Here is a 22,076-nt window from a genome sequence, read left to right on the forward strand (position 1 = left end):
ATGAAGAAACACAAATGGATAACAATGCTACTTGTATGTCTGATGCTATTATTATCAGCATGTAGTGGCGGAACATCGACAGAAGGTGATAATAAAAAAAGTGGAAAGGCTTCTGGAGAAAATTCAGCAACGGCACGTGGCAATGAATTAGTCGTACGTGTCCCAGGCGACCCACAAAACTGGGATCCAATCGATACATATTTAATTGCTTGGAGTACGGTTGCAACATCAGTATTTGAAGGTTTAGTAAGCCGTTCACTCGATTTAGAAATTCAACCAGGGTTAGCAGAATCTTGGGAATATGTAGATGATAAAACAATTAAATTTAAATTACGTCAAGGTGTTACTTTCCATGATGGGGAACCTTTTAATGCAGAAGCGGTTAAATTTACATTTGATCGTTTACTAGGTGAAGAGGGACAAAAAGGACCACAATATTCAAACTATACATCGATTGATCGTGTTGAAATAGATGGTGAATATGAAATAACAATGTATCTTAACACAATTGACCCAGTATTATTAACAAAATTATCTGGCTATGGTGCCGTAATTGTTCCACCAAAATATATTGAAGAGCATGGAGCTGAGAATTTTGATATGAATCCTGTAGGTACAGGCCCATTCAAAATGACAGATTATCAGCGTGATAAACAAGTTGTTGTTGAACGTTATGAGGATTACTGGAATAAAGACGAAATTAAACTGGATAAAGTAACATTCAAGGTTATCCCAGAAACAGCGACAGCCTTAGCAGAATTACAAACAGGAAATATTGATATTATGACACGCTTAGAAGTTTCTCAAGCTGCGACAGCAGAAAGCACAGATTTCGTTACTTTAATGGATGTATCAACGCCTACCGCATACTCTATTCGCTTTGATACAGCTAAAGCACCTGTAGACGATGTTCGTGTTCGTCAAGCAATCAACTATGCCATTGATAAGGAAACAATTGTGAAAGAAATTTTAAGTGGTTATGGTAACTTAATTAGCTCATTCCAAAGTGAACTTTCTTTTGGCTATAACAAAGATTTACAACCATATCCATATGATCCTGAAAAGGCGAAAAAACTTCTTGCTGAAGCCAATATTGCAGAGGGAACAACTTTAGATTTTTATATCCCCGGTACAGACGGAACATTTAAAGAGATTGCGCAAGCTGTAGCCTTCTATTTAGAAGAAGTAGGCTTAAAAGTATCCATTAATAGTGTGGAGAATACAACTTTCCAATCTGAATTAATACCAAAAGGTGAAGCAGGACAGATGTATAAAAATGGCTGGGGTGGCTGGACTTTAGATTTCGATAATACAGCCTATTTAATGTATCACGAGGGAGAATTCTGGAACCCGTCTTATAAAAACGACAAAGTTGAGAAATTATTATCTGCAGAAAGAGCTACTAATGATAGCACAGAACGTTTAAAAATCTTTAAAGAGTTAACAGAAGTATTACATGAAGATGCAACTGAAGTGAACTTATATTCAGATGTGGAAATTTACGGAGTAAATAAGAGAGTGAAAAATTTCCAACCTCCGCATGATGGTCGTTTTAGATTTGAAGGCGTTACTGTCGAGTAAGTATTAACTATGAGATAGTATGCTTGCATACTATCTCTTTTATCTTCATTTAGCCAATGTTTTTTGTATCCAAAGCATAGCGGCAGCTACAATTACGCCAAGGCGAAATTGATTTTAAGTAAGGAGGATGGAATTATGCTTTCCTATATATTGAGACGTTTATCGCATACAGTATTGGTGATAATTGCTGTTTCATTAATAATATTTTTCTCGATTCGTTTAACAGGTGATCCCGTAAGTATCATGTTCGGTGCAGGTGAACCATCACAGCAGGCAATTGATGAGTTAACGGCTAAATTAGGCTTGGATAAACCAATTTGGGAGCAATATTTTATTTTTTTGAAAGACTTAATAACGCTTAATTTCGGTACATCTTATCGTTCAAATAGCCCAGTCCTAGATTTGCTGCTGGAACGGGCTTGGCCAACGATTGTACTTGCTTTCGGTGGTATGGCTGTTGCCTTGCTAATTGCTGTTCCAATTGGAATTCTATCGGCTGTATATAAAGGCAAACCCGTTGATATTTTTGGCCGTATTTTTTCATTGCTAGGTATTTCATTCCCCAACTTCTGGTTAGCGTTTATGTTGATTTTAATTTTTGCTGTACAGCTAAAATGGCTTCCTGTATCAGGATTTGATGGGTTTAGTTCGTTAATTTTACCATCTATTGCATTAGGTCTTATTTTATCCGGTATATTAGTACGTTTAATTCGTACATCAATGCTGGAGGTACTTAAAATGCAATATGTGACAACTGCAAGAGCTAAGGGAATTAGAGAATGGCTAGTAATCGTAAGACATGCATTTAGAAATGCCTTATTACCTACAGTGACATTTGTTGGTTTGCAGTTTGGAGGTCTATTGGGAGGTGCAGTTATTGTAGAGCAAGTATTTTCATGGCCAGGCATTGGCCGTTTAATTGTTGATTCCATTAATCAGCGGGACTATCCGGTTGTACAAGGTGGAGTTATTGTTTTAGCGCTATTAATGATCTTGGTCAATTTAATTGTTGATTTATGTTATTCGTTAATTAATCCAAAAATAAGAACGGGAAGAGGTGACTAATTAAATGACACAGGCTATCGATACAGTGGCAGTGACTACAAAAAAGAAAAGCAAAATAATAAAGGTTTTGAACTTTATCAAAAAAAACCCAACAGGAATAATTGGATTATTACTAGTACTAGCTTCTGTACTATGTGCCATTTTTGCACCGTATATTGCTCCATATGATCCTGGTGCAGCAAGTTTAGGGCATCGTCTAGATATGCCTAAGTGGTTAGATGACACAGGTAAATCGCAATATCTACTTGGGGGAGATCAAGTAGGTCGAGATTTATTAAGTAGAATTATTTATGGTGCACGCATTTCACTTTTAGTCGGTATTTGTGGGGTTGCAATCTCTTTGGTTCTTGGCACGTTTTTAGGAATTATATCGGGTTATTTCGGCAAATGGATGGATGATTTAATTATGAGATTAGCTGAAGTTCAAATGGGATTACCATTTATCCTATTAGCTATCGTGATTATGAGTGTTTTTGGTACAGGTATTGAGAAAATTATCATTATTCTTGGACTTACATATTGGGTTAGCTTTGCAAGATTAATTCGTGGAGAAATTTTAGCATTAAAAGAGCAAGAATACATTCAAGCTGCCAAAGCTATTGGAGGGACTCATTTTAAAATAATTCTTAAGCATATTTTACCGAATGTTGCATCTTCTATTTTAGTATTAGCGACAATGTGTATCGCAGAGTTCATTTTATTAGAGGCATCTTTAACATTTTTAGGTTTAGGTGTTGAACCTACTGTGCCTTCCTGGGGTGGAATGTTAGCGGATAGTCGAAATTATATGACATCTGCGTGGTGGATTTCGGTATTTCCTGGTATTGCGATTATGTTAACAGTATTAGGGTTTAACTTATTAGGAGATTGGCTACGAGACCGCTTAGATCCGAATATGAAAGTTTAGGTGATCATGTGAATACTACTATATATTCTAGTTTATTTAATAAGGACCAACTCTTAAAAAAACCATCTTTATATATAGATTTACCTACACATCTTGCACCATTAGGGTTAATTGATTTTTGTGTACGATTAGGCTTAGAATCCAATGAAATTGATTTTGATTTATTTGAATCAGCCAATCAAAACTATTCAATGATATTTTATCCGCATCATACAACATACATGATGAAAAAGAATGCTACTTTCATTGTTTATTATGAAACAGAGGAAACATTATCAGACTTGCTAAGGGATTTAGCCAGTGAAGGTATTACGAATAGTAATGAAACAGCATCATCTACCTATTATAACAGCTTATGTCACCTTTGGTCAGCCTATGGTACAGGTGAAAAGGATGAGGCACACCCCTTACAGCATTTAAGTGTACAAATTAATGTACAGCAAGACATTAAGAGCCATGCTATGTTAAAAGAAATTTGTTATCTTGGACTTCGCTTAGGTTTGTATGCAACATCGGTTTCATTTCCTGTAGTGACTCAGGATGAACGTCATTTAGCGATTGCCATTAAGCCTGGAACGAAAAATAGGATGGAGCTTGTTGATCGAAATACAATTCATATTTCGGGAACGAAAGAAAGTCTACCAACTACTCTTCATTCGATTGCTAAAGAAAAACATTTTTCTGAAGGTGGTTTACTTGGTATTTGGGAATTCAATGAAAAACAAGTTAATGAAGCACAACTTTTATATGAAGAATCATGGCAAGACCAATCCGAAGCATCGTATATAATTAGTGCACTTCAAGAAGAGAAAGAACTAATAGTAGATGCAGAAATTTATATGACTGCATCAAAGGACAATCGAGATCGATATGGTTTAGGTTTGTCTAAAAAATTTCCTAAATTAAAGTCGATTAAAGTGCGCTCTGCCTTTAAAACAGGATTATATTGGGTTTTAGAGGAAGTTCTCCCTTCTGTTCATAGTCCCTTTACACAGGTGAAAATTATTTGCCAGGATGGCAGTAAGAAAAAAGGATTAGAGCAACGGAATAGATGGATCATGGAACTGTATCCAATTGATGAATTAATCGAATTACAGTATGGAGTACCAAAAGAAAATGTGCAATTTGAAATTTCATGTACACAACAGCATGTTTATAGCGTTTATGTAGATGATTTATTAGTGGCTGTACTAAATCCCCTTATTAGCAAATTAGATTACGTCGATAACAATAAAAAAACATACCCAACAACAGCGGGCTATCGATTATTTAAAGATGCGGATATTATTCAAGAAAAAGCCGTGTTGTCTGATCGGGAGCGTTTTTATAAATATTATATGAATGATTATTTACCACGTATGGAGAAAAAATTGTCAATTGATAAAAGTAATGTCAACCAAGGACAACTCTTTCCATTATTTGATAGAATTGAAATTGACTTTACTTCTTCTGGAATTGAAGAAGAGCTACCTGTTAAACAAGAAGCTAACTCATCATTCGAGGCATTGTATGAAGATTTATATTTTAATACCCTAGATTACTTTGTTACATTAGGTAATCAAATGGTTAATCGACCATTTAAAGCACCTGGAGGAGTTATTCCATATATTCATAGGCAGGAAGATATTTATGAACCTATTTATAGTTTTGTAAAGGTGTATCAATGGCATGAAAAAGAGTGCACAGACTGCATAACTAAGCAAATAGTCTTTGATGAAAATGGTCAATTTGATAGTGCAGATATTTATGTAGGAACTACGCACAAAGTAGTCACTGTGAAGCAGCAATTAAAAAATAAAATAATAGATGCTTATCAATTAACGAGCAAATACAAAAATTTTCCTGAAGTTAAGATAAATTATGCCGATTTATCCTATAAGGGGAATTTGATTCCTTTTTTTGAAGTTACAGAACCTATTACAAGTGAATATTTCTCTGGATTAAAGAAATCGAATGAAAAGCATACTATTATTTTTGAAGCTGGACATCATCCTAATGAGGTATCTAGTACACCGGCTATATTAGAGTTAATGGAGGATATTATACTTCAGCAACCTGAGCTATTAAAGAAAATTAATTTTATCGTCATTCCTCTAGCAAACCCAGATGGCTATGAGATTATGAAAATGTTGACAAAAGAGCATCCAAAATGGAAGCATCATGCTGCGAGATATAATGCAGTAGGGTTAGAATTTGCTCATGTGAAATTTCAAAAAAGTGTATTTGGAGAGGCGAATATTTTACCAATTGTATTAAAGAAATGGGCACCGGATGTTGTGATTGACGATCATGGAATTCCTGCACGAGAATGGGTACAGCCTTTTGCAGGATATGCTTGCCCACCGATATTTCCTGTCTCCTACACGTTACCAAGCGCAAAGATATATGGAATTGGTCGCTTTGCAGATAGTGAGACAAAGGAGATTCAGGCTAAAAATTTAGAGCAGATAGCAGAAAAAGTGAATGCTATTTTTGAAGGGACAACCTTCGCTCAAGATAATGCCTACTGGCGCGATCGATATTATAAATATGGTACGAAATGGGAACCTCAAAAGTATCCGATTGAAGAAATGGCTAATATAAATTTTTACAGAAGCATGGAAGTGACACCAACATATTCATCTGTTAGTATTTTGCGTTACCCCCAATGGGTGGCACTAGATATAATTTCTGAAGTGGCAGATGAAATTGTATATGATGAGGAATTAAATTCATGTATTCAGGCTCATAAGCTTTTCAATCAAGCTATTATTCAAGCTACAGTATCTGCACCAGTGAATAAAAAAAATAAAAATGGATGGCCGATAAAGCAACGTCCTATAGAAATCTAGGTGAATAACATGACAAAAATACTATTAACAGGATTTGTACCATTTCTTGATTATAAAATTAATCCAACTATGCAAATTGTAGAAGCACTAAGTAACAAAGAGATGCATGGTTACGAAATAGTTGGACGTATATTGTCGGTAGATTTTCAGCAATCTGCTGATCAATTGAAACAGTATATTGATGAAGTAAAACCACAGATGATCATTTCGTTAGGATTAGCTGGTGGACGTTATAAAATTACACCTGAACGAATTGCCATTAATGTAAAAGATGGTGAACCAGATAATAACGGATATACACCAGTTGATGAAAGTATCTATGAGAATGGCGCAGATGCTTATCTAACAAATTTACCTATCCGCAATATGGTGAATCGTTTACAAAAAGAGGGCTTTCCAGCAGAAATCTCAAATACAGCAGGTACCTATCTGTGCAATAATATTATGTATGAGGGACTGGCTTATGCAAAACAGAATGAAGGGGTTAAAGCGGGATTCATCCATATTCCTGCATCTTTTGAATTGGCAATCCAGCATGGTAAAATACCAGGTTGGAATATCCAGGATTTAATAACATGCATTAAACTCTGTATTGAGGAGACAATTCGTGCAGCGAAAAATTGATTTTCCTCATACTATGTGGATTAGCCAACACACAATTCGTTTTGCTTTTAGGGAGGAAATATCACAAGAAAATTTTCAGGCAGTCCAACAATTCAATCGTTTTTTGAAAAAACATCTACAACAAAATCTTATTGAAAGTGTCGCTAGCTATCATACGGTTACAGCCTATCTTAAGCAAACGAAAGATTCGATAGATATTAATTTTTTACAAAAGCAATGGCTTATCATGCAAGTTGCTACTAAAGATAATGAAGTGATAAGTCGCAAGTTGCAAATCCCGATTTGCTATGATGAGGAATTTGCTTTGGATATGGATCGTGTGATGAATTATACAGGTTTATCGTTTGAGAACATAAAAAAAATACACATGTCTAAATCATATAGTGTCTATTTAATTGGATTTTTACCCGGATTTCCTTATTTGGGCGATTTAGACAAAGAATTGTTTGTGCCACGTTTAAGAAAGCCACGTAGCTCTGTATCCGCAAGCTCTGTTGGAATAGGCGGTTTTCAGACGGGGATTTATCCACTTGATTCTCCAGGGGGATGGAATATTATAGGTAAGACACCTCTCAATTTATTTGATGTACATGGGAAAGAAATTTTTATTTTTTCTCTAGGAGATCAAGTCCAATTTTATGAAATAACAAAGCAGGAGTTTTATGAAATAAAAAGTAAAGGAGTGTAGCAATTGAAGCCACTTCTTATAGTAAAAAAGCAAGGTGTATATGGTAGTCTGCAAGACCAGGGAAGATACGGCTATCGTGAGTATGGTATTCCTCTTTCTGGACCTATGGATAAAGTGTCCTTCCAAGCAGCGCATTATATTTTAAATAACGAAAAAAACCAAACCACATTTGAAATGTTTATTGGCGGTTTTGAATTTGAAGCGATCGATGATGGGATCTATGTCTTGACTGGGGCCAAATGTAGGTGTTTATTAAATGGTGTCCCAATCGAAATGTGGAAAACCTTTCACTTAACTAAGGGAGATGTCTTGTCCATAAAAAGTGTAAGTCACGGTTCTGTTGTCTACCTTACACCTAAAGGGGGATTTCAAACAGAGTCAATACTTGGCAGTAGTTCATGCTTTCCACTTGTAGGTGAAGCTATTAATGAAGGTAGTATTCTATATGGAAAGAACACAGGAACCTTACATTATACTAGGGGACTATATGCTCCTTTCCGTCCCATTTTTAAATCCGACATTACTGTAAGAATCTTTAAAGGTCCTCATTTTGAGCTATTTACGGAAGAGAGTCAACAACAATTCTTGCAGGTTGCCTTTCAGTTTTCGGGTGGGAATCGAATGGGCTATTATTTAAAAGGTTCGATACTTAAGCTAAAAAAAATGAAAGATATCTTTTCAGAAGCCACACAGTTTGGAACAATTCAGGTGCCACAAAATGGTGAGCCTATTATTTTAATGGCAGATGCCCAGACAGTAGGTGGGTATCCAATTATTGCCACAATCCATGAGGAGGATTTACATAAAGTTGCCCAGATGCGCATGTTTAATACGATAAAATTTGTACTAATGGAGGAAGATGTATGTCCATAGATATAAATTGTGATATGGGAGAAAGTAATGATGTTTTAAAAGATCAAGCAATTTTAGACTATGTTACGTCCATTAATATCGCTTGCGGCTACCATGCTGGTAATCATACAATCATGCATCAGACAGTACGAAACGCGATCCGTAAAAATGTTCACATTGGTGCACATCCTGGATATCCTGATCTCAAGGGCTTTGGTCGACGAGATATGGATTTTAGTGCAGAGGAAATCTACAATATGGTTGTCTATCAAGTAGGAGCTTTACAAGCATTTGTTTCAGTTGAAAAGGGTTCACTCCATCATGTGAAGCCACATGGAGCGCTCTATAATCAGAGTGCAAATAATATCGAAAAGGCGACCGCAATTGTTAATGCTATCTATGATGTAAATCCAACCTCTATTTTATATTGCTTATCTGGAAGTAAAATGGTAGGAATTGCGAGGAATAAGGGCTTACAAGTTTATGAGGAAGTTTTTTCTGACCGTAATTACAATGATGATGGTACATTAGTAAGTAGACAAGATTCGAATGCATTGATTCAAACAGAAGCTGAAATGCTTGAACATGTCAAAGGAATTTTGATGTCGAATGAAGTGATATCAGTACAGCAAAAGAAAATCAACATTTCTGCACAAACTTTATGTATACACGGAGACGGCCCACATGCTCTGGATTATGCGAAAAAAATCTATGAGTTAAAATGTCAGATCAAATAACTATAAAAGGTGGATGCCCTAAAAACCAATATTTTTAGAGCATCCATTTTTAGTTAGAGGAATTAAATAATCGTTACTAATTCAACAGCTTCGATAATAATTGGCGTACCAGCAGAAATAGCGCCTGTAACAGTATTAAACGTTAATTCTGTTGCAGAAACTGTATAAGAATCACCTTCCTGAAGTACACCATTAATATATAAATTATAGTATCCATTTGTTACGATTGGAAAAGTAGTTGCCGCACTACCGCTATCATTTAAAAATGAAGTAGCAGCAATAGTTGTTCCATCTGTAATTGCTAATGGTGTAGCTAAAATATTAAAAAATCGTGTTGAAGTGCCTGAAACATTCACATTGATATTAATAATGGAAAGCGCCACGTCTATTCACCTCCTTTCAAATGATATTAGGTCGTTTGGTTTATAAAACCGAGCGATTCAATGATAATAGGCGTTCCTCTATAGATGATTGCATTATCAGCATCTAGGACTAAGGAGGCTGGGGTTACAGTATAAATCCCGCCCTCTTGCATGACTCCATTAATAAAAAGATTGACGTATCCATTTGGTTGAAAAATTGTAAATGCAGCTACTTGGTTTCCATTATCGTCCCAAAATAGATTAGCGTTTAATGTAGCTCCATTTGTCAGATGAATATCAGCTGTAACAATATAAAAATATCTATTCACTATTGGAATAATCGTTCCACTAGGAATAATGACTGGAGGTGTAATGGAAGACGCTGTACTAGCTTTTATTCGGGGCCATACAAATCGATCTTCGCAGCCACATTCACATGTTTGTTCAATTCTTTGGTAATTCCCATTATTGACCATATTCTAATCCCTCCATTTAGTTATTAATGCCCCTATATCTACTATTCTGGTTTAGTTCATACAGAAAAAATAGAAGTGCTTGAAATCATTGCATTCCCTTTAAAATATGAAATAAATTCTAAGTGTTTCAGTTAAGCATCCTAATATCGTGTTGGTTAAACATGCCTGTGTTGACGAATATTACGTCTGAAACCTTGATATATATGCTTTTTAAAGTAAATTAGTGTTATACTTTGCTTGTCGAATAAGGTAGAATACTAAATATGAATAATTTATCTTTATGACGAACACCATTGAATGAAGATAAAGCCTCTGGCGGATGTCGTAGACTTTAAAAGAAGTGTTTTGTGCTCTACAATTCAAATCCAGACGGCATTGTTGAAAGCGCCAAGGCGAAATTGATTAAAAATAAAGGGGATATTGGTTTTATGAATGATTTTGATCAGCAATTGGAGGGGCTGTTAAAACAAGCAGCGTTACAATACATAATATATCAGCATAATGGCGATACAGAGCGTATGGATAAAACCTCACTTTTTGCACGGAAATTACAGCAAAAAGAGTATGTTATTGGATTTGCAGGCCATTTCTCAGCAGGAAAGTCGAGTATGATTAATGCACTTTCTGGTGAAAATTTACTTGCATCTAGCCCAATTCCAACGAGCGCTAATATAGTAAAGGTCCATAAATCAGAGGAAGATTTTGCGATTGTCTATATGCACAATGAAAAGCCTGTCAAGTTTGAAGCAGGCTATGATTTTAAAACTGTGAAAGAACTAAGTAAAAATGGAGATCTAGTATCTCAAATTGAAATCGGGCACAGTACATCGACATTACCATTCGGTGTCACAGTGATGGATACACCAGGGGTGGACTCCACAGATGATGCACACCGTATGTCTACAGAGTCAGCTCTTCATATTGCTGATATCGTATTTTATACAATGGACTACAATCACGTGCAATCTGAATTAAATTTCCAATTTACAAAGCAGTTGATGAAGTACAATCCAAATGTTTATTTAATCGTTAATATGATTGATAAGCATAAGGAAAATGAATTAAGCTTTGAGGAATTTAAAGCTACTGTCCATCAATCATTTGCCGCTTGGGGAGTTATTCCTAAAGGTGTGTTTTTCACTTCTTTAAGAGAGCCTGAGCACCCTCATAATGATTTTGAGGCTGTGAAGAAAATTGTGATGGATAGTATGAATGATTGGCAGGATCAGCTTGTACTAACTGCAACAAATACACTGCGTTTATTACAAAGCGAGCATGACACTTATTTAATGGAAGAAAGACAGGATCGTTTAGAAATAGATGAAGATGTATTAAGTGCGGATGACTGGGCAAACCATAAGGACATTTTAGAGCAATATAATAAGCTTAACCGTCAAGTGGAGTTGTTTTCCGTAGAGGCATGGAACGAGACATTTGAAGAGGAGCGTAAGGAGTTACTTGCAAATGCTGCCATTATGCCTGCCGATTTACGAGATAAATTACGTTTGTATTTAGAGAGTCAGCAGGAAGGTTTTAAGGTAGGTGGCTTATTTACGGCTAAGAAAAAAACGGAAGAAGAACGAAATCGCCGTAAAGAAGATGCCTATAATGCCTATCAAAATGTAGCACATGCACAAATTACAGGCCATTTAAGGGGCTTAATGAAAAAGGTTTTAAAGGATGTTGGTGCACTAAATGAAGAGCGAGCTTCAGCAATTGATGCCTATCCATTTGCTCTACCATTTTCACTGATTGAACAGCAGGTGCAAGTAGGTGCTTTATTAACAGGAGATGCCGTATTAAACTTTGCTAATCGTGTAGCGGAGGCAACAAAGCGCTACTTTATTCAAGAATCAGATCAATGGAAGGATGCACAAGCAACATTATTAGAGTCCGTAGCAACAGAAACAGCGGCACCATCTAAATTAAAAATGGCAGGAATGCAGGCAAAGGTAAATGCTATTCAGGCTGTGCTTGAAATTGAAGGCTACCAGCAATATAGTGCAAGTGTTATGCACCAGGCGAGCAATGAAATTCGTAAACAAGCGAATCAGCAACTGACAAACTGGGACAACGCATTCAAGCAGGATTTAGCAGAAATTCGATTATTCGATGAAACGATGCTGAAGCCAAAAGAGCAAGCTGTTCAACAAGAAGAGGTGCAGCAAGCTGTGAGTGCAACAAGTCTTCCTATTGAAGGTGTTATTAAACGAGCTTTGCATACAGCGAAAGCCGTTAAAGAGGTTCAAGGCTTTGCCGAAGTAGCAAGTTACTTAGAGAATAAGGTAGAGCGATTGCAAAAGAAAGATTTTACCATCGCATTGTTTGGTGCATTTAGTGCAGGGAAATCTTCATTCTCGAATGCCCTAATGGGTGCTAAGGTTTTACCAGTTTCACCAAACCCTACAACAGCGGCCATTAATAAAATACGTCCTGTAACTCCAGACCATCCACATGAAACAGCTGATGTACAGCTAAAAAATGCTGAGCAAATGCTAGAGGATATAAAAGGCTCCTATGCAGCAATCGGACTTTCTGTTTCCTCATTGGAAGAAGCATTTAACCGTGCGGATGAAGGACTTGCTGTGCAGCTTTCTGATGAGCGTTTAAATGTCCATAAATCATTTATTCGTGCATATAAAGAAGGGTTCCCAACATTTAAATCTGAACTTGGCAAAGTGTTACGTGTTAACCGAGAAGAGTTTGAAAAATTTGTTGCGCAAGAAAACAAATCATGTTTTGTTGATAATATTGATTTTTATTATGATAGTCCACTAACACGCATGGGGGTTACACTAGTTGATACGCCTGGAGCTGACTCTATTAATGCACGTCATACAGGTGTTGCATTTGAGTATATCCGAAATGCTGATGCAATCTTGTTTATTACTTATTACAATCATGCCTTTGCAAAAGCAGACCGTGAATTTTTAATTCAGCTTGGTCGTGTAAAAGATGCGTTCGAGCTAGATAAGATGTTCTTTATTGTTAATGCCATTGATTTGGCAACTACAGAGGAAGAACAAGAGGATGTAAAGGGCTATGTACGTTCAGAATTGCAGCGCTTTGGCATACGCTTCCCTCGACTTTACGGTGTTTCCAGTTTGTTGGCGTTAAAGGAAAAAGTTGAAGAAGCTGAATTATCTTCTGGTATGCCACCATTTGAGGACGCTTTCTATACCTTTTTAAATGATGAGTTAAGTGCATTAGCGGTGCAGGCACTTGCAGAGGAAGTTGATAAAACGGAGCAACGTTTGGGCGATTTAATTGCGCAAACAGAGGAAAACTTAAAGCGCAAGGATGAACGTTTAGAGGAATTAACAAACCTTGAACAGCATATCAAATCCAAGTTCAATACACTTAATACAAGTATGGTAGAAAGTGAAACGAAGCAAGAGCTGGATGAATTATTATACTATGTTCTACAACGCGTATACTATCGTTATCCAGAGTTCTTTAAAGAAGGCTATAATCCTTCAACATTTGCAGCAATGCCAGCACAGCAAGCATTGGAGCATGCTTTAAAGGAAGTTTTACAAAGCTTACGATTTGATTTCACACAAGAAATGCGTGTTACGAACTTCCGTTTATCACAATTTATCAGTAAGAAGATGCAATTGCGCTTTAAGGACGAAGTACGTGAGTTAAAAGAATTAAACCGTAGCTTCTCGTTTTTAGGCTTTGAAGCAGCTGAGCCAGATTTACTTGATTTTGAGGGGCCGTTCACTGATAATGCAAAATATTCAAGCGTAAAAACGCACTTCCGTAATGCTAAAGCATTCTTTGAGAAAAATGAAAAGGTGAAATTAAGTGAGGCGTTAGAGGCCTTAACAAAGCCAGATGCACAAAATTATCTGGATGCCCAGAAAGTATTGTTAATGAAATGGGCCATTTCCTACATTGCTGAGGAAGCGGAGAGATTGCGTCTGCATATTTACCATCAGGCACTTGAGCAAATTGCTACAGAAAGACTTGTACTGCAAGAAGAAAGTCGATTGGCTTCTTGGAAAACGATTTACGCGCAATTACAATACGCATGAGGTGATTCGTATGGGGAAAGTATTTAAATCAGTAGAGGAAATTCAATTTGAGGGTGTTCGTTTTGTAGATGCTCGCTTTGATTTACAAGACAATGAAGCAGGAAGAAAAGCATTCGATGAAGGGCATGCGCCAGGTGCTATTTATATTCACCTTGAGCAGGATTTATCGGATATGGAGTCTGACAATGGCCGTCATCCAATGCCAAACAAAGAAAAGCTATCAGCCGTTTTTCAAGGATTAGGATTAAGCTATGATGATCAGATTATCGTATATGATCAAGGGGCCGCACCATTTGCAGCAAGAGCATGGTGGATGCTAACATACGCTGGTTTTCCAAATGTAGTCATTGCCAATGGAGGTGCACCAGCCCTTGAGAAAAAGATAGCCTTCACCAAGGATATTATTAAATACCCGCCAACTACAATTGAATTTGACTGGCAGGAAGAACGCTATGCGCCACGTGAAGCGGTAAAAGCGATTGTAGATGGAGAGGTAGAGGCAACATTATTGGATGCTCGGGCAGCAGCTCGTTATCGGGGAGAGGTGGAGCCGTTAGATAAAGTAGCAGGACATATACCAACGGCCAAAAACTTTGACTGGGAGCAATTGAAATCAGAAGGTCAATTGCAGGCTAATGATACCCTGCGAAGTAAAGTATCACCTGACGAGCATGTTGTGATCTATTGTGGAAGTGGTGTGACGGCATCGCCTTTATATGCTATCCTAGCTGATGAAGGCTACGAAAATATTCAATTATATGTTGGAAGCTATAGTGATTGGATTACCCAATATGATATCGAGAAGGGTACAAATGAATAAATGATGGAAAAAGCGCTCACGATGGTGGGCGTTTTTTTATATAATTTGTTTATGCCTATAATTGATAGACACGTTGTTTCAAATAAATTTCTTTACATTAAGCACAAGCGAATTATTAAGAATTTGGTGCATCTGAAAAGATATTTATAGAATATTAAGGCTCCAAAATAAGATGGGCTTCCAGCAAATAAAACGACTTATTTAGGTAGGTGTTTTGTTATTTATCAGATCAATGTAGGTGTATTCAAATTGGAAAATTATAATGCGCATTATTAGACATATTTTATAATTTTCCCTATAATCAGTAAAATTGGTTTTATAGATTATTAATTTAATATACGGGGTGATAGAGTTTATTAATAAGGGGAAAAAGGGCAGTATTCCTAAAATAATATATGGAAAATGTCCAAAGTGTGATTCCGAGAATAGCTCTTGGAAAGAATGAGGAAATATAAGTGTTGATTCTTACTTGTTTACGAAGGTTGCCAATTTATAATTCAAAAATACTGTGTTGGATCAACATCTCAACTCAACAAAAATCTTTGGACTGATAGTATGTCTTTTTGATTCCATTATTGGATGTAAAACAAAGGAAGGAGGAAAGAATCTTAAATGGGAAACCGGACATTCCTTAGCGTTACAAATGCCGATACAGATTTGGTCGACTATGAGAATACAGCTTTCGAGACGAATAATTTTCTTGCTCCAGTATGGTTTTGTCTGGTCAGCCAAGAGCAGTTCCAGCGCTATAGCGGGCAGCTTATGCAAGCATGGAGCAAGATTCAACCCTATTTGGAGCAACCGGATATAGAGGATCTGCCTGAGTGGGAGTGCTTTTCCGAGGCATTCCAATGGCAGATTCCATGGGTGGATGCTGCAGAGCAGTTGCGCCTGAGCTTACCCGGCACGCTAGCCCATTTCCCATCGCTTGCCGCTCCTGTGTATGAGTGGCTAGAAACCTTATCGACCCATATCCAGCGGTATTCTGCGGCAGTTATTCATCTGGAGCTTTCGCAATATTTCTCGTTCACGGGCGATCCCGTCCTCTATCTGAAAGACATTGAAGAATACGTTAATCTCTGGCAGTCGCCGCATCCCTCACAGGAGAAAGTTTGGCAGGGAGCGGCAGATAACTTCTATATGCTAAATGGGGAGCATTTTCCATGGAGAGAACGTGTGGTAGCTCAACCAGAGCAAGCACCAGAAATTCAGCCAGTACAGTCAATTCCTCCAGCATCTGAGAAGCGCCAGCCCAAATGGCAGCAGGAGCTCTATATATGGCTGCTTGCGATTCTGTCTGCCGCTCTCTTTCTTATTGTCTATGTTAATACCTCGAGTGGTTGGTTGGCGGTGCTCGGTTTCCTCATACCGTCTATGTTTATTGTTTTATGGAATATGATTATCGGTCCTAAAAAAACCGCCCGCCATTTGCTGGAGACGGCCACGACTGTGAGGAGGAGCAGTACCCCCTCTTATGCTGTCCTCAGGATTGAGTATTTCGGTGGGCATTCACATATTGGGGTGGGTGGCATGGATACGGGGGCTTTGGAGGATAAATCATTACCGAATCTTATCCCGTGGCTGCAAATCATGCAAGCGAAGGTGCTTTCTTCTCACGAGGTTGAGCTCATGATTTCAGCTAAAAATCTACCAGTCTCTACATTACAACTTCATTTAGATGAACAGCTAGTAGCCACGGACATAGTATCAGCAGTTAATGCCATTGTGTTAGCTCATAAAATGTCCGTTTAACTGCAATGAGTTTGCCCTCAACTAGAAAGCCGTTCTTACGGTAATTGCAGTGGCGATTATTGACAGCATTATTTAAGAATCGCATTTGAGGGGTTTGCAAAATGGTACAATGACCACTGAACGATTAATTTGCCTGTACATTACAATTCAACAAAGGCGAGGTAAATAATATTAGTGCCCAGGTACTCAATTAATTAATTTTGAGCCTGGGCTTTTTGTGTTTCTATTAAATTTTGGCTTAAATCGATCTTTTATAAGCATTCATTGTCGAAGTATATTGGAATATTTTGGGGTTGAATAGTCCCTCACGTAAATCCATCATCCCTAATTGTCCCATTCTACTCAGTAAAGGAATCAACCAACTACCACTTGGAGCACCTTGTAACACTTTAATTTGATCAGATGATAACTTTGAAACTTTACTAGCATCAATCGGTTCTTTTGCATTTTCTATTGTTTCTTGAAAAGCTTTCAAATCAGTTTTATACATATTCTCACCAACTTGTTCAGTAAAACCTTTATATCCGTATGCTCCTTGAAGGATAGTTAACCTTATACTCATATCTTCCATAGAAACCATTTTTAAATGCACCTCCCTTCAAAGGAATTTTACGGGTAATTTTTTGAAGTAGATCTAAACTTAAATAATGCAGAAGTTCCACTTGAGATTTTTTTGATAAAACTCATCTAATTCTGTCATTATTAAAATCTAAGGAAGTAACATTAATTTTATAGTCACTATTTTAATAAGCAATACGCTCATCATCCAACCATTGATTGTTACTTCAATAATTAACGTCCATCCTTTTTCTTTATATGAACATCTCCTTTTTGTTTTTTGTGTAACAAGGATATTATCGAATTAAATGTAAAAAAGTTAATATATCCCTCAATTTCCTTTTTAGTTAATAATTTAACATTGTGATAATAGGAAATATAGAATTGGACTATGAGCCGCAAGCAGATTAAAACTTTGGTTATTTTTATTGTCTTTTTAAGAAGGAAATCATTCCCTTTTGTCGAATTAAAATCGATGGAAAAAGGAGAGGTTTTATGCAAAGAGAACAGCTTAAACAAAGAATATTTAGTGAATCACCTAAATTTATTTCATATTTGAAAGAACTAATTAGCGAGAATAGATTTGACGATGGTGAAGCGTTAGAAATATCATTGCTTGTCATAAAAAATGGACCTGAAAGTTTATCGGATAAACAATGGTGTGTCTTTTTAGAGAGTGGTATTTTACGTGATAAGTATGTAGATAAATGTGAAAGATGTTCTGAACATATTCCTTGGTCAAATATGTATAGTGCTATTTTTATAAATAAAGATTATCTTTGTGCTAATTGTAATTATTTTGAAAATAAAGTTACCTTCCACAATTAACTATGAGAAGGGTTATCTAATGTTGTCAAGAAATGCACTGCGTCAAACAGTGCTATTTTTTATGCTATTACGTTATTCTTATAATTGTCGAGTAAAAATTGAAGTATTTAGCCTAAATTTTTCGTATTCATGCATTTCTATACAGACGTTCACCGTATTCTACAGCCCCAATCTTGCCTCACTTAGCCCCAAAACCATACTTTTATATGCTTGTATTTACGTAGTTGAAATTTATTATGATAATAACAGATTTATTGATATCAATGTTTTCATGCATTTTTTTGCATATTAAATATATTAGAAAAAACATAGTGTTAGAAAAATATTATTTTTGAAAGCTAAATTTAATCTCTGCAGGTCTAATAGATAGAGGGGGTGAGCAAGTGCAGGAAATTCTCATACAACGAGCGAAAAAGGGCGATGCTGAGGCGTTCGCACAGCTATTTTCACAGTTTGAAATTGATTTATATAAAATGGCCTATGTATACGTGGGCAATGAGGTAGATGCACTGGATGTCGTGCAGGAGGTAGCTTACCGAAGTTTTAAATACATACATTCTTTGCAAAGTTCGTTTCATATAAAAACTTGGTTGATAAGGATTGCTATTAATTGTGCAACAGATTTACTAAAAAAACGGGGACAATTCCTGCCATATGAAATGGAGGAACTAGAGCAAGGTGAAGAGCCGCATGAGGAGCTTCTTCAAAAATGGGTGATGGAGGATATCATAACAAGGCTTTCAAAAGAGGAAAAAGACGTGATATTACTTCGATTTTACAATGATTATACATTACTTCAAGTGTCGCAGGCTTTGCAGCTAAAATTAGGAACTACAAAAACAATCTTGTATCGTGCATTAAAAAAACTAAAACAAGCGCTGGAACAGGAGGGGCAAGAATGAGCGATTTTAAAAAGCAGATGGATCAAATTGATATTCCCAAATCGTTGCATAAGCGTAGTCTACAAGGAATCGAACAGGCAAGGAAAGAGCAGCAAAAGTCTCAGCGTTGGCTACCAAAAATAATAACGATTGCAGTGACACTTGCCGCAGGGGGCTTTATTGCATTGAGCATAGAGCAGGGAGGGACAAACAATCATCAGGCAAGTACAACTTTGGTTCAAGAGCAATTTTCTTCCTATATATATTGGGGAATTGCTATTTTATGTATATCGATAATATTGTTAATAACTAAAAGAAAAATAGGATCAGGATCTGATAAAGTAAAAACGCTTGGCGTTGCAGCAGTATTGATTTTATTACTCGGAAACAGTGCATTATTTTTACAACAACAGTTAGTTAACCCTTTAGTTATTCCAACATCAATAGAGGTAAATAAAGATGAACAAAATGGTTTTGAGATACGTTATATAACTAATCATAATGACCATCGCTATGTAAAATTTCTACAGGCTGATGATGTAATCCTACCAATAGCTTATTTTACATCAAAGCAAGACAATCTTATTAATGGATTTTATTATCCATATGATGCCTATCAAACGTTACGTTATCAGCATATTCGGGATGCATATTTTCAAGCCGATTTATCAGTGATTGAAAAAATTATTGCAAGTAAGGATGTATATCTTATTCTAAGTGATGATGTAAAAATAAAGGCGCCTCTCTCTATAAATATTTATCAAAATGACAATCAGGTACCTCATCAAAGCTTTAGTGCTTCTAGAGGTCAAGATGAGCATGTGATTTCCTTTATACTTGATCAGGATGCTGTATTTGATGATTTTTATGTTCCGTCCTTATTAGAAAACCAAGTCATCTTAAAAGAATTTAAAGTTAATAATCAACCGTTTACTTCGAAAGATTTTCCAATTTCATTGAAAAAAGGTCAGCGTATTGAACTGTTTATTCAGTTTAAGGACTCTCCTTTTGATATGAATGCTTCAGTAGGTTTAAGTGGTCCAGATGGTTACTTAATAAAAAAGGTATTTTCCCAAGTCTACTTTACAGAAAGTATGGTGAAAAAGGTGCGTGAAATGAATGAATGAGACGAAGGATCATGTAAAACTTTTACAATGGTTTGCTATAGCTTTATTTTTACAATTGCTTTATTTCAATATTTTTAAGTATGTCAATATTCTTCAAGATATATTGGTTTATGGAGCCTATTTAAAGAGTCTTTCATATAGTAAAAAGGTTACACCAGTAAAAAAATACATTGGTATAGCTATAGTTTTGGCATTAGTAAGTAATATTTTTTCTCAGCAGCTATTGTTCTACTGGAGTACTGTTTTCATTGCAGGAATGGATTTACTAATTATTATGGAGTTTGGCAAAATATTAGTTTCATTAGAACAGCGCTATAATGCTCATGGTCCTACTGCCCGTGTGCTAAAAAAATATGTCATAATTGTATTTGCTGTTATTGTAAGTTGGACAATTTTAAGCAATTTACCAAGAGATTGGCAGATAGGGTTGTTGGTGCTGGGGGCATTTCTTTTATTTGTGGTGAATATCCGTTTATTCTTCCATGTTTTATCTCTACGAAAGCATGTAAAGAAAAAATCCTTTGTTGTTACATATTTGTAAAAATGACTGACCATTCATTTTGTGTTACACTCTTTTTACAGAAAGCAAAGGGGGAAAATGGATGTTTAAACGAGAGAAAAGTATAGAAATTCAACAGAATCAGGATGTTCAATGTGCGCAAGGAAAAGTTGCAGTACAGGGCATTGGTATGAGTGTTTATAGTTTTTTCGTGGATGGTTTACTTATTGATGCAGGCTCGTACTCACTATCACAGGAGTTTCAATCCTTCTTTTCAGAGATACCGATTGAGCAATTAGCATTAACACATTCCCATGAGGATCATGCTGGAAATGCAGCATGGATTCAGCAGTATAAGAAGGCCCCTATTTTTGTTCATCGTGATTCCGTACAAATTTGTGCCGAAGATGGAGAGTATCCACTTTATCGTCATGCACTATGGGGAGAACGACCTGCGTTTGTTGCTCAACCACTAGGTGACTCCTTACAATCAAGATCAGCAATATGGGATGTCATTGAAACTCCTGGGCATACAACCGATCATGTTTCGTTTTACAATCGAGAAACCGGCGCCATGTTCACAGGTGATTTATTTATACAGACAAAAACCAAGGTTGTTCTGGATGAAGAAAACATTGTACATACCTTGGCATCTTTAAAGAAGCTATTAAACTATGATTTCGAGGCAATATATTGCTGCCATGCAGGCTATATTGCGGATGGTCGATCGAAAATTCTAAATAAAATCGCTTATTTAGAGGACATGGAAGGGCGAGTTAAGCAACTATTTAATCAAGGTTATACAGTGGAAGAAATCACTAAATCTATCTTCCCTCGCGAATATCCAATTACAAAAGTATCAGGGGAGCAGTGGTCTTCCAAGCATATCATTACCGCTTTTATTCAGCAGTTTAAGCAAGAGTCCTTTACATAGGGCTCTTTTTTGTTTGATGGAGAAAAGCGCTGAACCCTGAAAAGCGCTCGGGTCCAAGAGAAAGTCGCTCAGGTACCACCGAAAAGCGCTCGGGTTCAAGAGAAAATCGCTCAAGTGCCACTGAAAAGCGCTCGGGTCCAAGAGAAAGTCGCTCAGGTGCCACGGAAAAGTGCTCGGGTTCAAGAGAGAACCGCCATTATTCCCATAAAAGCCACTCAAATCCATGCCACTCTCCTGTATTTAAAACAGAATACTTAAAAAAGAATAATAAAAAAGTTTGTGAAAAAATGTGGAGAAAATGTGACAACGCTAGATTTTGCAATGGATGCGCTTACATAAGTTTGTGAAAAATTTCTCATTTACATAAGAAAAATACTATGTGAATAGTTGAACAGGTTTAATCGCGGTATAAATACATTTATTAAAAAGGTACCTCACGCATTAATTATATAAAAATAATTAATTGTGAAATTAGTAACAAGACTAAATAGTGTGATAAATGATAGAAAATATT

The 22,076-nt window shown here is 36.5% G+C and carries 19 protein-coding genes; 16 read left to right on the forward strand and 3 right to left on the reverse strand.

What is annotated here, in order from left to right:
- The 8 genes from QNH24_RS09215 (at position 1) to QNH24_RS09250 (ending at position 9,285) form a co-directional block, all read left to right on the forward strand.
- Entirely contained in the window at positions 1-1,581 is a 1,581-nt protein-coding gene (locus QNH24_RS09215; RefSeq protein ID WP_283871736.1) for an ABC transporter substrate-binding protein, read from the forward strand.
- A 135-nt stretch (positions 1,582-1,716) separates the two neighbouring features.
- A complete protein-coding gene (gene nikB, locus QNH24_RS09220; protein WP_283871737.1) occupies positions 1,717-2,646 on the forward strand; it encodes a nickel ABC transporter permease in 930 nt (309 codons plus the stop codon).
- Positions 2,647-2,650: 4 nt separating this feature from the next.
- A complete protein-coding gene (locus QNH24_RS09225) occupies positions 2,651-3,553 on the forward strand; it encodes an ABC transporter permease (protein WP_283871738.1) in 903 nt (300 codons plus the stop codon).
- A gap of 8 nt (positions 3,554-3,561) precedes the next feature.
- Entirely contained in the window at positions 3,562-6,384 is a 2,823-nt protein-coding gene (locus tag QNH24_RS09230; protein ID WP_283871739.1) for a M14 family metallopeptidase, read from the forward strand.
- Between the two features lie 9 nt (positions 6,385-6,393).
- On the forward strand, positions 6,394-7,008 hold the full coding sequence (locus QNH24_RS09235; protein WP_283871740.1) for a pyroglutamyl-peptidase I: 615 nt from the start codon (positions 6,394-6,396) through the stop codon (positions 7,006-7,008).
- A complete protein-coding gene (gene pxpB, locus QNH24_RS09240; protein ID WP_283871741.1) occupies positions 6,992-7,696 on the forward strand; it encodes a 5-oxoprolinase subunit PxpB in 705 nt (234 codons plus the stop codon). The genes QNH24_RS09235 and pxpB overlap by 17 nt, the downstream gene beginning before the upstream one ends.
- Positions 7,697-7,699: 3 nt before the next feature.
- Entirely contained in the window at positions 7,700-8,569 is an 870-nt protein-coding gene (locus QNH24_RS09245; protein WP_283871742.1) for a 5-oxoprolinase subunit C family protein, read from the forward strand.
- Positions 8,560-9,285 (forward strand): 5-oxoprolinase subunit PxpA, encoded by a 726-nt coding sequence (locus QNH24_RS09250; RefSeq protein WP_283871743.1) that lies wholly within the window; start codon positions 8,560-8,562, stop codon positions 9,283-9,285. The genes QNH24_RS09245 and QNH24_RS09250 overlap by 10 nt, the downstream gene beginning before the upstream one ends.
- Before the next feature lie 62 nt (positions 9,286-9,347).
- Here QNH24_RS09250 and QNH24_RS09255 read toward each other — a convergent pair whose 3' ends face one another.
- Both QNH24_RS09255 and QNH24_RS09260 read right to left on the reverse strand, forming a co-directional pair.
- The gene (locus QNH24_RS09255) at positions 9,348-9,668 is read right to left on the reverse strand and encodes a DUF4183 domain-containing protein (RefSeq protein ID WP_283871744.1); all 321 of its coding nucleotides are present in this window, start codon (positions 9,666-9,668) and stop codon (positions 9,348-9,350) included.
- 26 nt (positions 9,669-9,694) lie between these two features.
- Positions 9,695-10,123, reverse strand: coding sequence for a DUF4183 domain-containing protein (locus QNH24_RS09260; RefSeq protein ID WP_283871745.1), 429 nt, complete (start codon positions 10,121-10,123; stop codon positions 9,695-9,697).
- Positions 10,124-10,551: 428 nt separating this feature from the next.
- Here QNH24_RS09260 and QNH24_RS09265 point away from each other — a divergent pair, with 428 nt between their 5' ends.
- From QNH24_RS09265 to QNH24_RS09275, 3 genes are all read left to right on the forward strand, one after another.
- Positions 10,552-14,163 (forward strand): dynamin family protein, encoded by a 3,612-nt coding sequence (locus tag QNH24_RS09265; RefSeq protein ID WP_283872785.1) that lies wholly within the window; start codon positions 10,552-10,554, stop codon positions 14,161-14,163.
- A gap of 10 nt (positions 14,164-14,173) precedes the next feature.
- A complete protein-coding gene (locus QNH24_RS09270) occupies positions 14,174-14,983 on the forward strand; it encodes a sulfurtransferase (RefSeq protein ID WP_283871746.1) in 810 nt (269 codons plus the stop codon).
- Positions 14,984-15,595: 612 nt separating this feature from the next.
- Positions 15,596-16,735 (forward strand): hypothetical protein, encoded by a 1,140-nt coding sequence (locus tag QNH24_RS09275; protein ID WP_283871747.1) that lies wholly within the window; start codon positions 15,596-15,598, stop codon positions 16,733-16,735.
- A gap of 238 nt (positions 16,736-16,973) precedes the next feature.
- On the opposite strand, the gene QNH24_RS09280 is transcribed toward QNH24_RS09275, so the two are convergent.
- Complete coding sequence (locus QNH24_RS09280) at positions 16,974-17,315, reverse strand: hypothetical protein (RefSeq protein ID WP_283871748.1); 342 nt, start codon at positions 17,313-17,315, stop codon at positions 16,974-16,976.
- Positions 17,316-17,788: 473 nt separating this feature from the next.
- On the opposite strand from QNH24_RS09280, the gene QNH24_RS09285 reads away from it, so the two are divergent.
- The 5 genes from QNH24_RS09285 to QNH24_RS09305 all read left to right on the forward strand — a co-directional run bounded on the left by QNH24_RS09285 (position 17,789) and on the right by QNH24_RS09305 (position 21,562).
- A complete protein-coding gene (locus QNH24_RS09285; RefSeq protein WP_283871749.1) occupies positions 17,789-18,121 on the forward strand; it encodes a hypothetical protein in 333 nt (110 codons plus the stop codon).
- 383 nt (positions 18,122-18,504) lie between these two features.
- Entirely contained in the window at positions 18,505-19,023 is a 519-nt protein-coding gene (locus QNH24_RS09290; RefSeq protein WP_283871750.1) for a sigma-70 family RNA polymerase sigma factor, read from the forward strand.
- Positions 19,020-20,129 (forward strand): hypothetical protein, encoded by a 1,110-nt coding sequence (locus QNH24_RS09295; RefSeq protein ID WP_283871751.1) that lies wholly within the window; start codon positions 19,020-19,022, stop codon positions 20,127-20,129. The genes QNH24_RS09290 and QNH24_RS09295 overlap by 4 nt, the downstream gene beginning before the upstream one ends.
- Complete coding sequence (locus tag QNH24_RS09300; RefSeq protein WP_283871752.1) at positions 20,122-20,670, forward strand: hypothetical protein; 549 nt, start codon at positions 20,122-20,124, stop codon at positions 20,668-20,670. Before QNH24_RS09295 ends, QNH24_RS09300 begins: the two co-directional genes overlap by 8 nt.
- Before the next feature lie 61 nt (positions 20,671-20,731).
- Positions 20,732-21,562, forward strand: coding sequence for an MBL fold metallo-hydrolase (locus tag QNH24_RS09305; RefSeq protein WP_283871753.1), 831 nt, complete (start codon positions 20,732-20,734; stop codon positions 21,560-21,562).
- The last annotated feature ends 514 nt before the right edge of the window (positions 21,563-22,076 follow it).

Source organism: Lysinibacillus pakistanensis (assembly GCF_030123245.1).
Lineage (GTDB): Bacteria > Bacillota > Bacilli > Bacillales_A > Planococcaceae > Lysinibacillus > Lysinibacillus pakistanensis.

Bases quoted from the DNA above. Each gene is read 5' to 3' on its own strand.
- QNH24_RS09215 (WP_283871736.1), top strand. From the start codon at position 1: ATGAAGAAACACAAATGGATAACAATGCTACTTGTATGTCTGATGCTA.
- nikB (WP_283871737.1), top strand. From the start codon at position 1,717: ATGCTTTCCTATATATTGAGACGTTTATCGCATACAGTATTGGTGATA.
- QNH24_RS09225 (WP_283871738.1), top strand. From the start codon at position 2,651: ATGACACAGGCTATCGATACAGTGGCAGTGACTACAAAAAAGAAAAGC.
- QNH24_RS09235 (WP_283871740.1), top strand. From the start codon at position 6,394: ATGACAAAAATACTATTAACAGGATTTGTACCATTTCTTGATTATAAA.
- QNH24_RS09250 (WP_283871743.1), top strand. From the start codon at position 8,560: ATGTCCATAGATATAAATTGTGATATGGGAGAAAGTAATGATGTTTTA.
- QNH24_RS09260 (WP_283871745.1), bottom strand. From the start codon at position 10,123: ATGGTCAATAATGGGAATTACCAAAGAATTGAACAAACATGTGAATGT.
- QNH24_RS09265 (WP_283872785.1), top strand. From the start codon at position 10,552: ATGAATGATTTTGATCAGCAATTGGAGGGGCTGTTAAAACAAGCAGCG.
- QNH24_RS09270 (WP_283871746.1), top strand. From the start codon at position 14,174: ATGGGGAAAGTATTTAAATCAGTAGAGGAAATTCAATTTGAGGGTGTT.
- QNH24_RS09275 (WP_283871747.1), top strand. From the start codon at position 15,596: ATGGGAAACCGGACATTCCTTAGCGTTACAAATGCCGATACAGATTTG.
- QNH24_RS09280 (WP_283871748.1), bottom strand. From the start codon at position 17,315: ATGGTTTCTATGGAAGATATGAGTATAAGGTTAACTATCCTTCAAGGA.
- QNH24_RS09285 (WP_283871749.1), top strand. From the start codon at position 17,789: ATGCAAAGAGAACAGCTTAAACAAAGAATATTTAGTGAATCACCTAAA.
- QNH24_RS09295 (WP_283871751.1), top strand. From the start codon at position 19,020: ATGAGCGATTTTAAAAAGCAGATGGATCAAATTGATATTCCCAAATCG.
- QNH24_RS09300 (WP_283871752.1), top strand. From the start codon at position 20,122: ATGAATGAGACGAAGGATCATGTAAAACTTTTACAATGGTTTGCTATA.
- QNH24_RS09305 (WP_283871753.1), top strand. From the start codon at position 20,732: ATGTTTAAACGAGAGAAAAGTATAGAAATTCAACAGAATCAGGATGTT.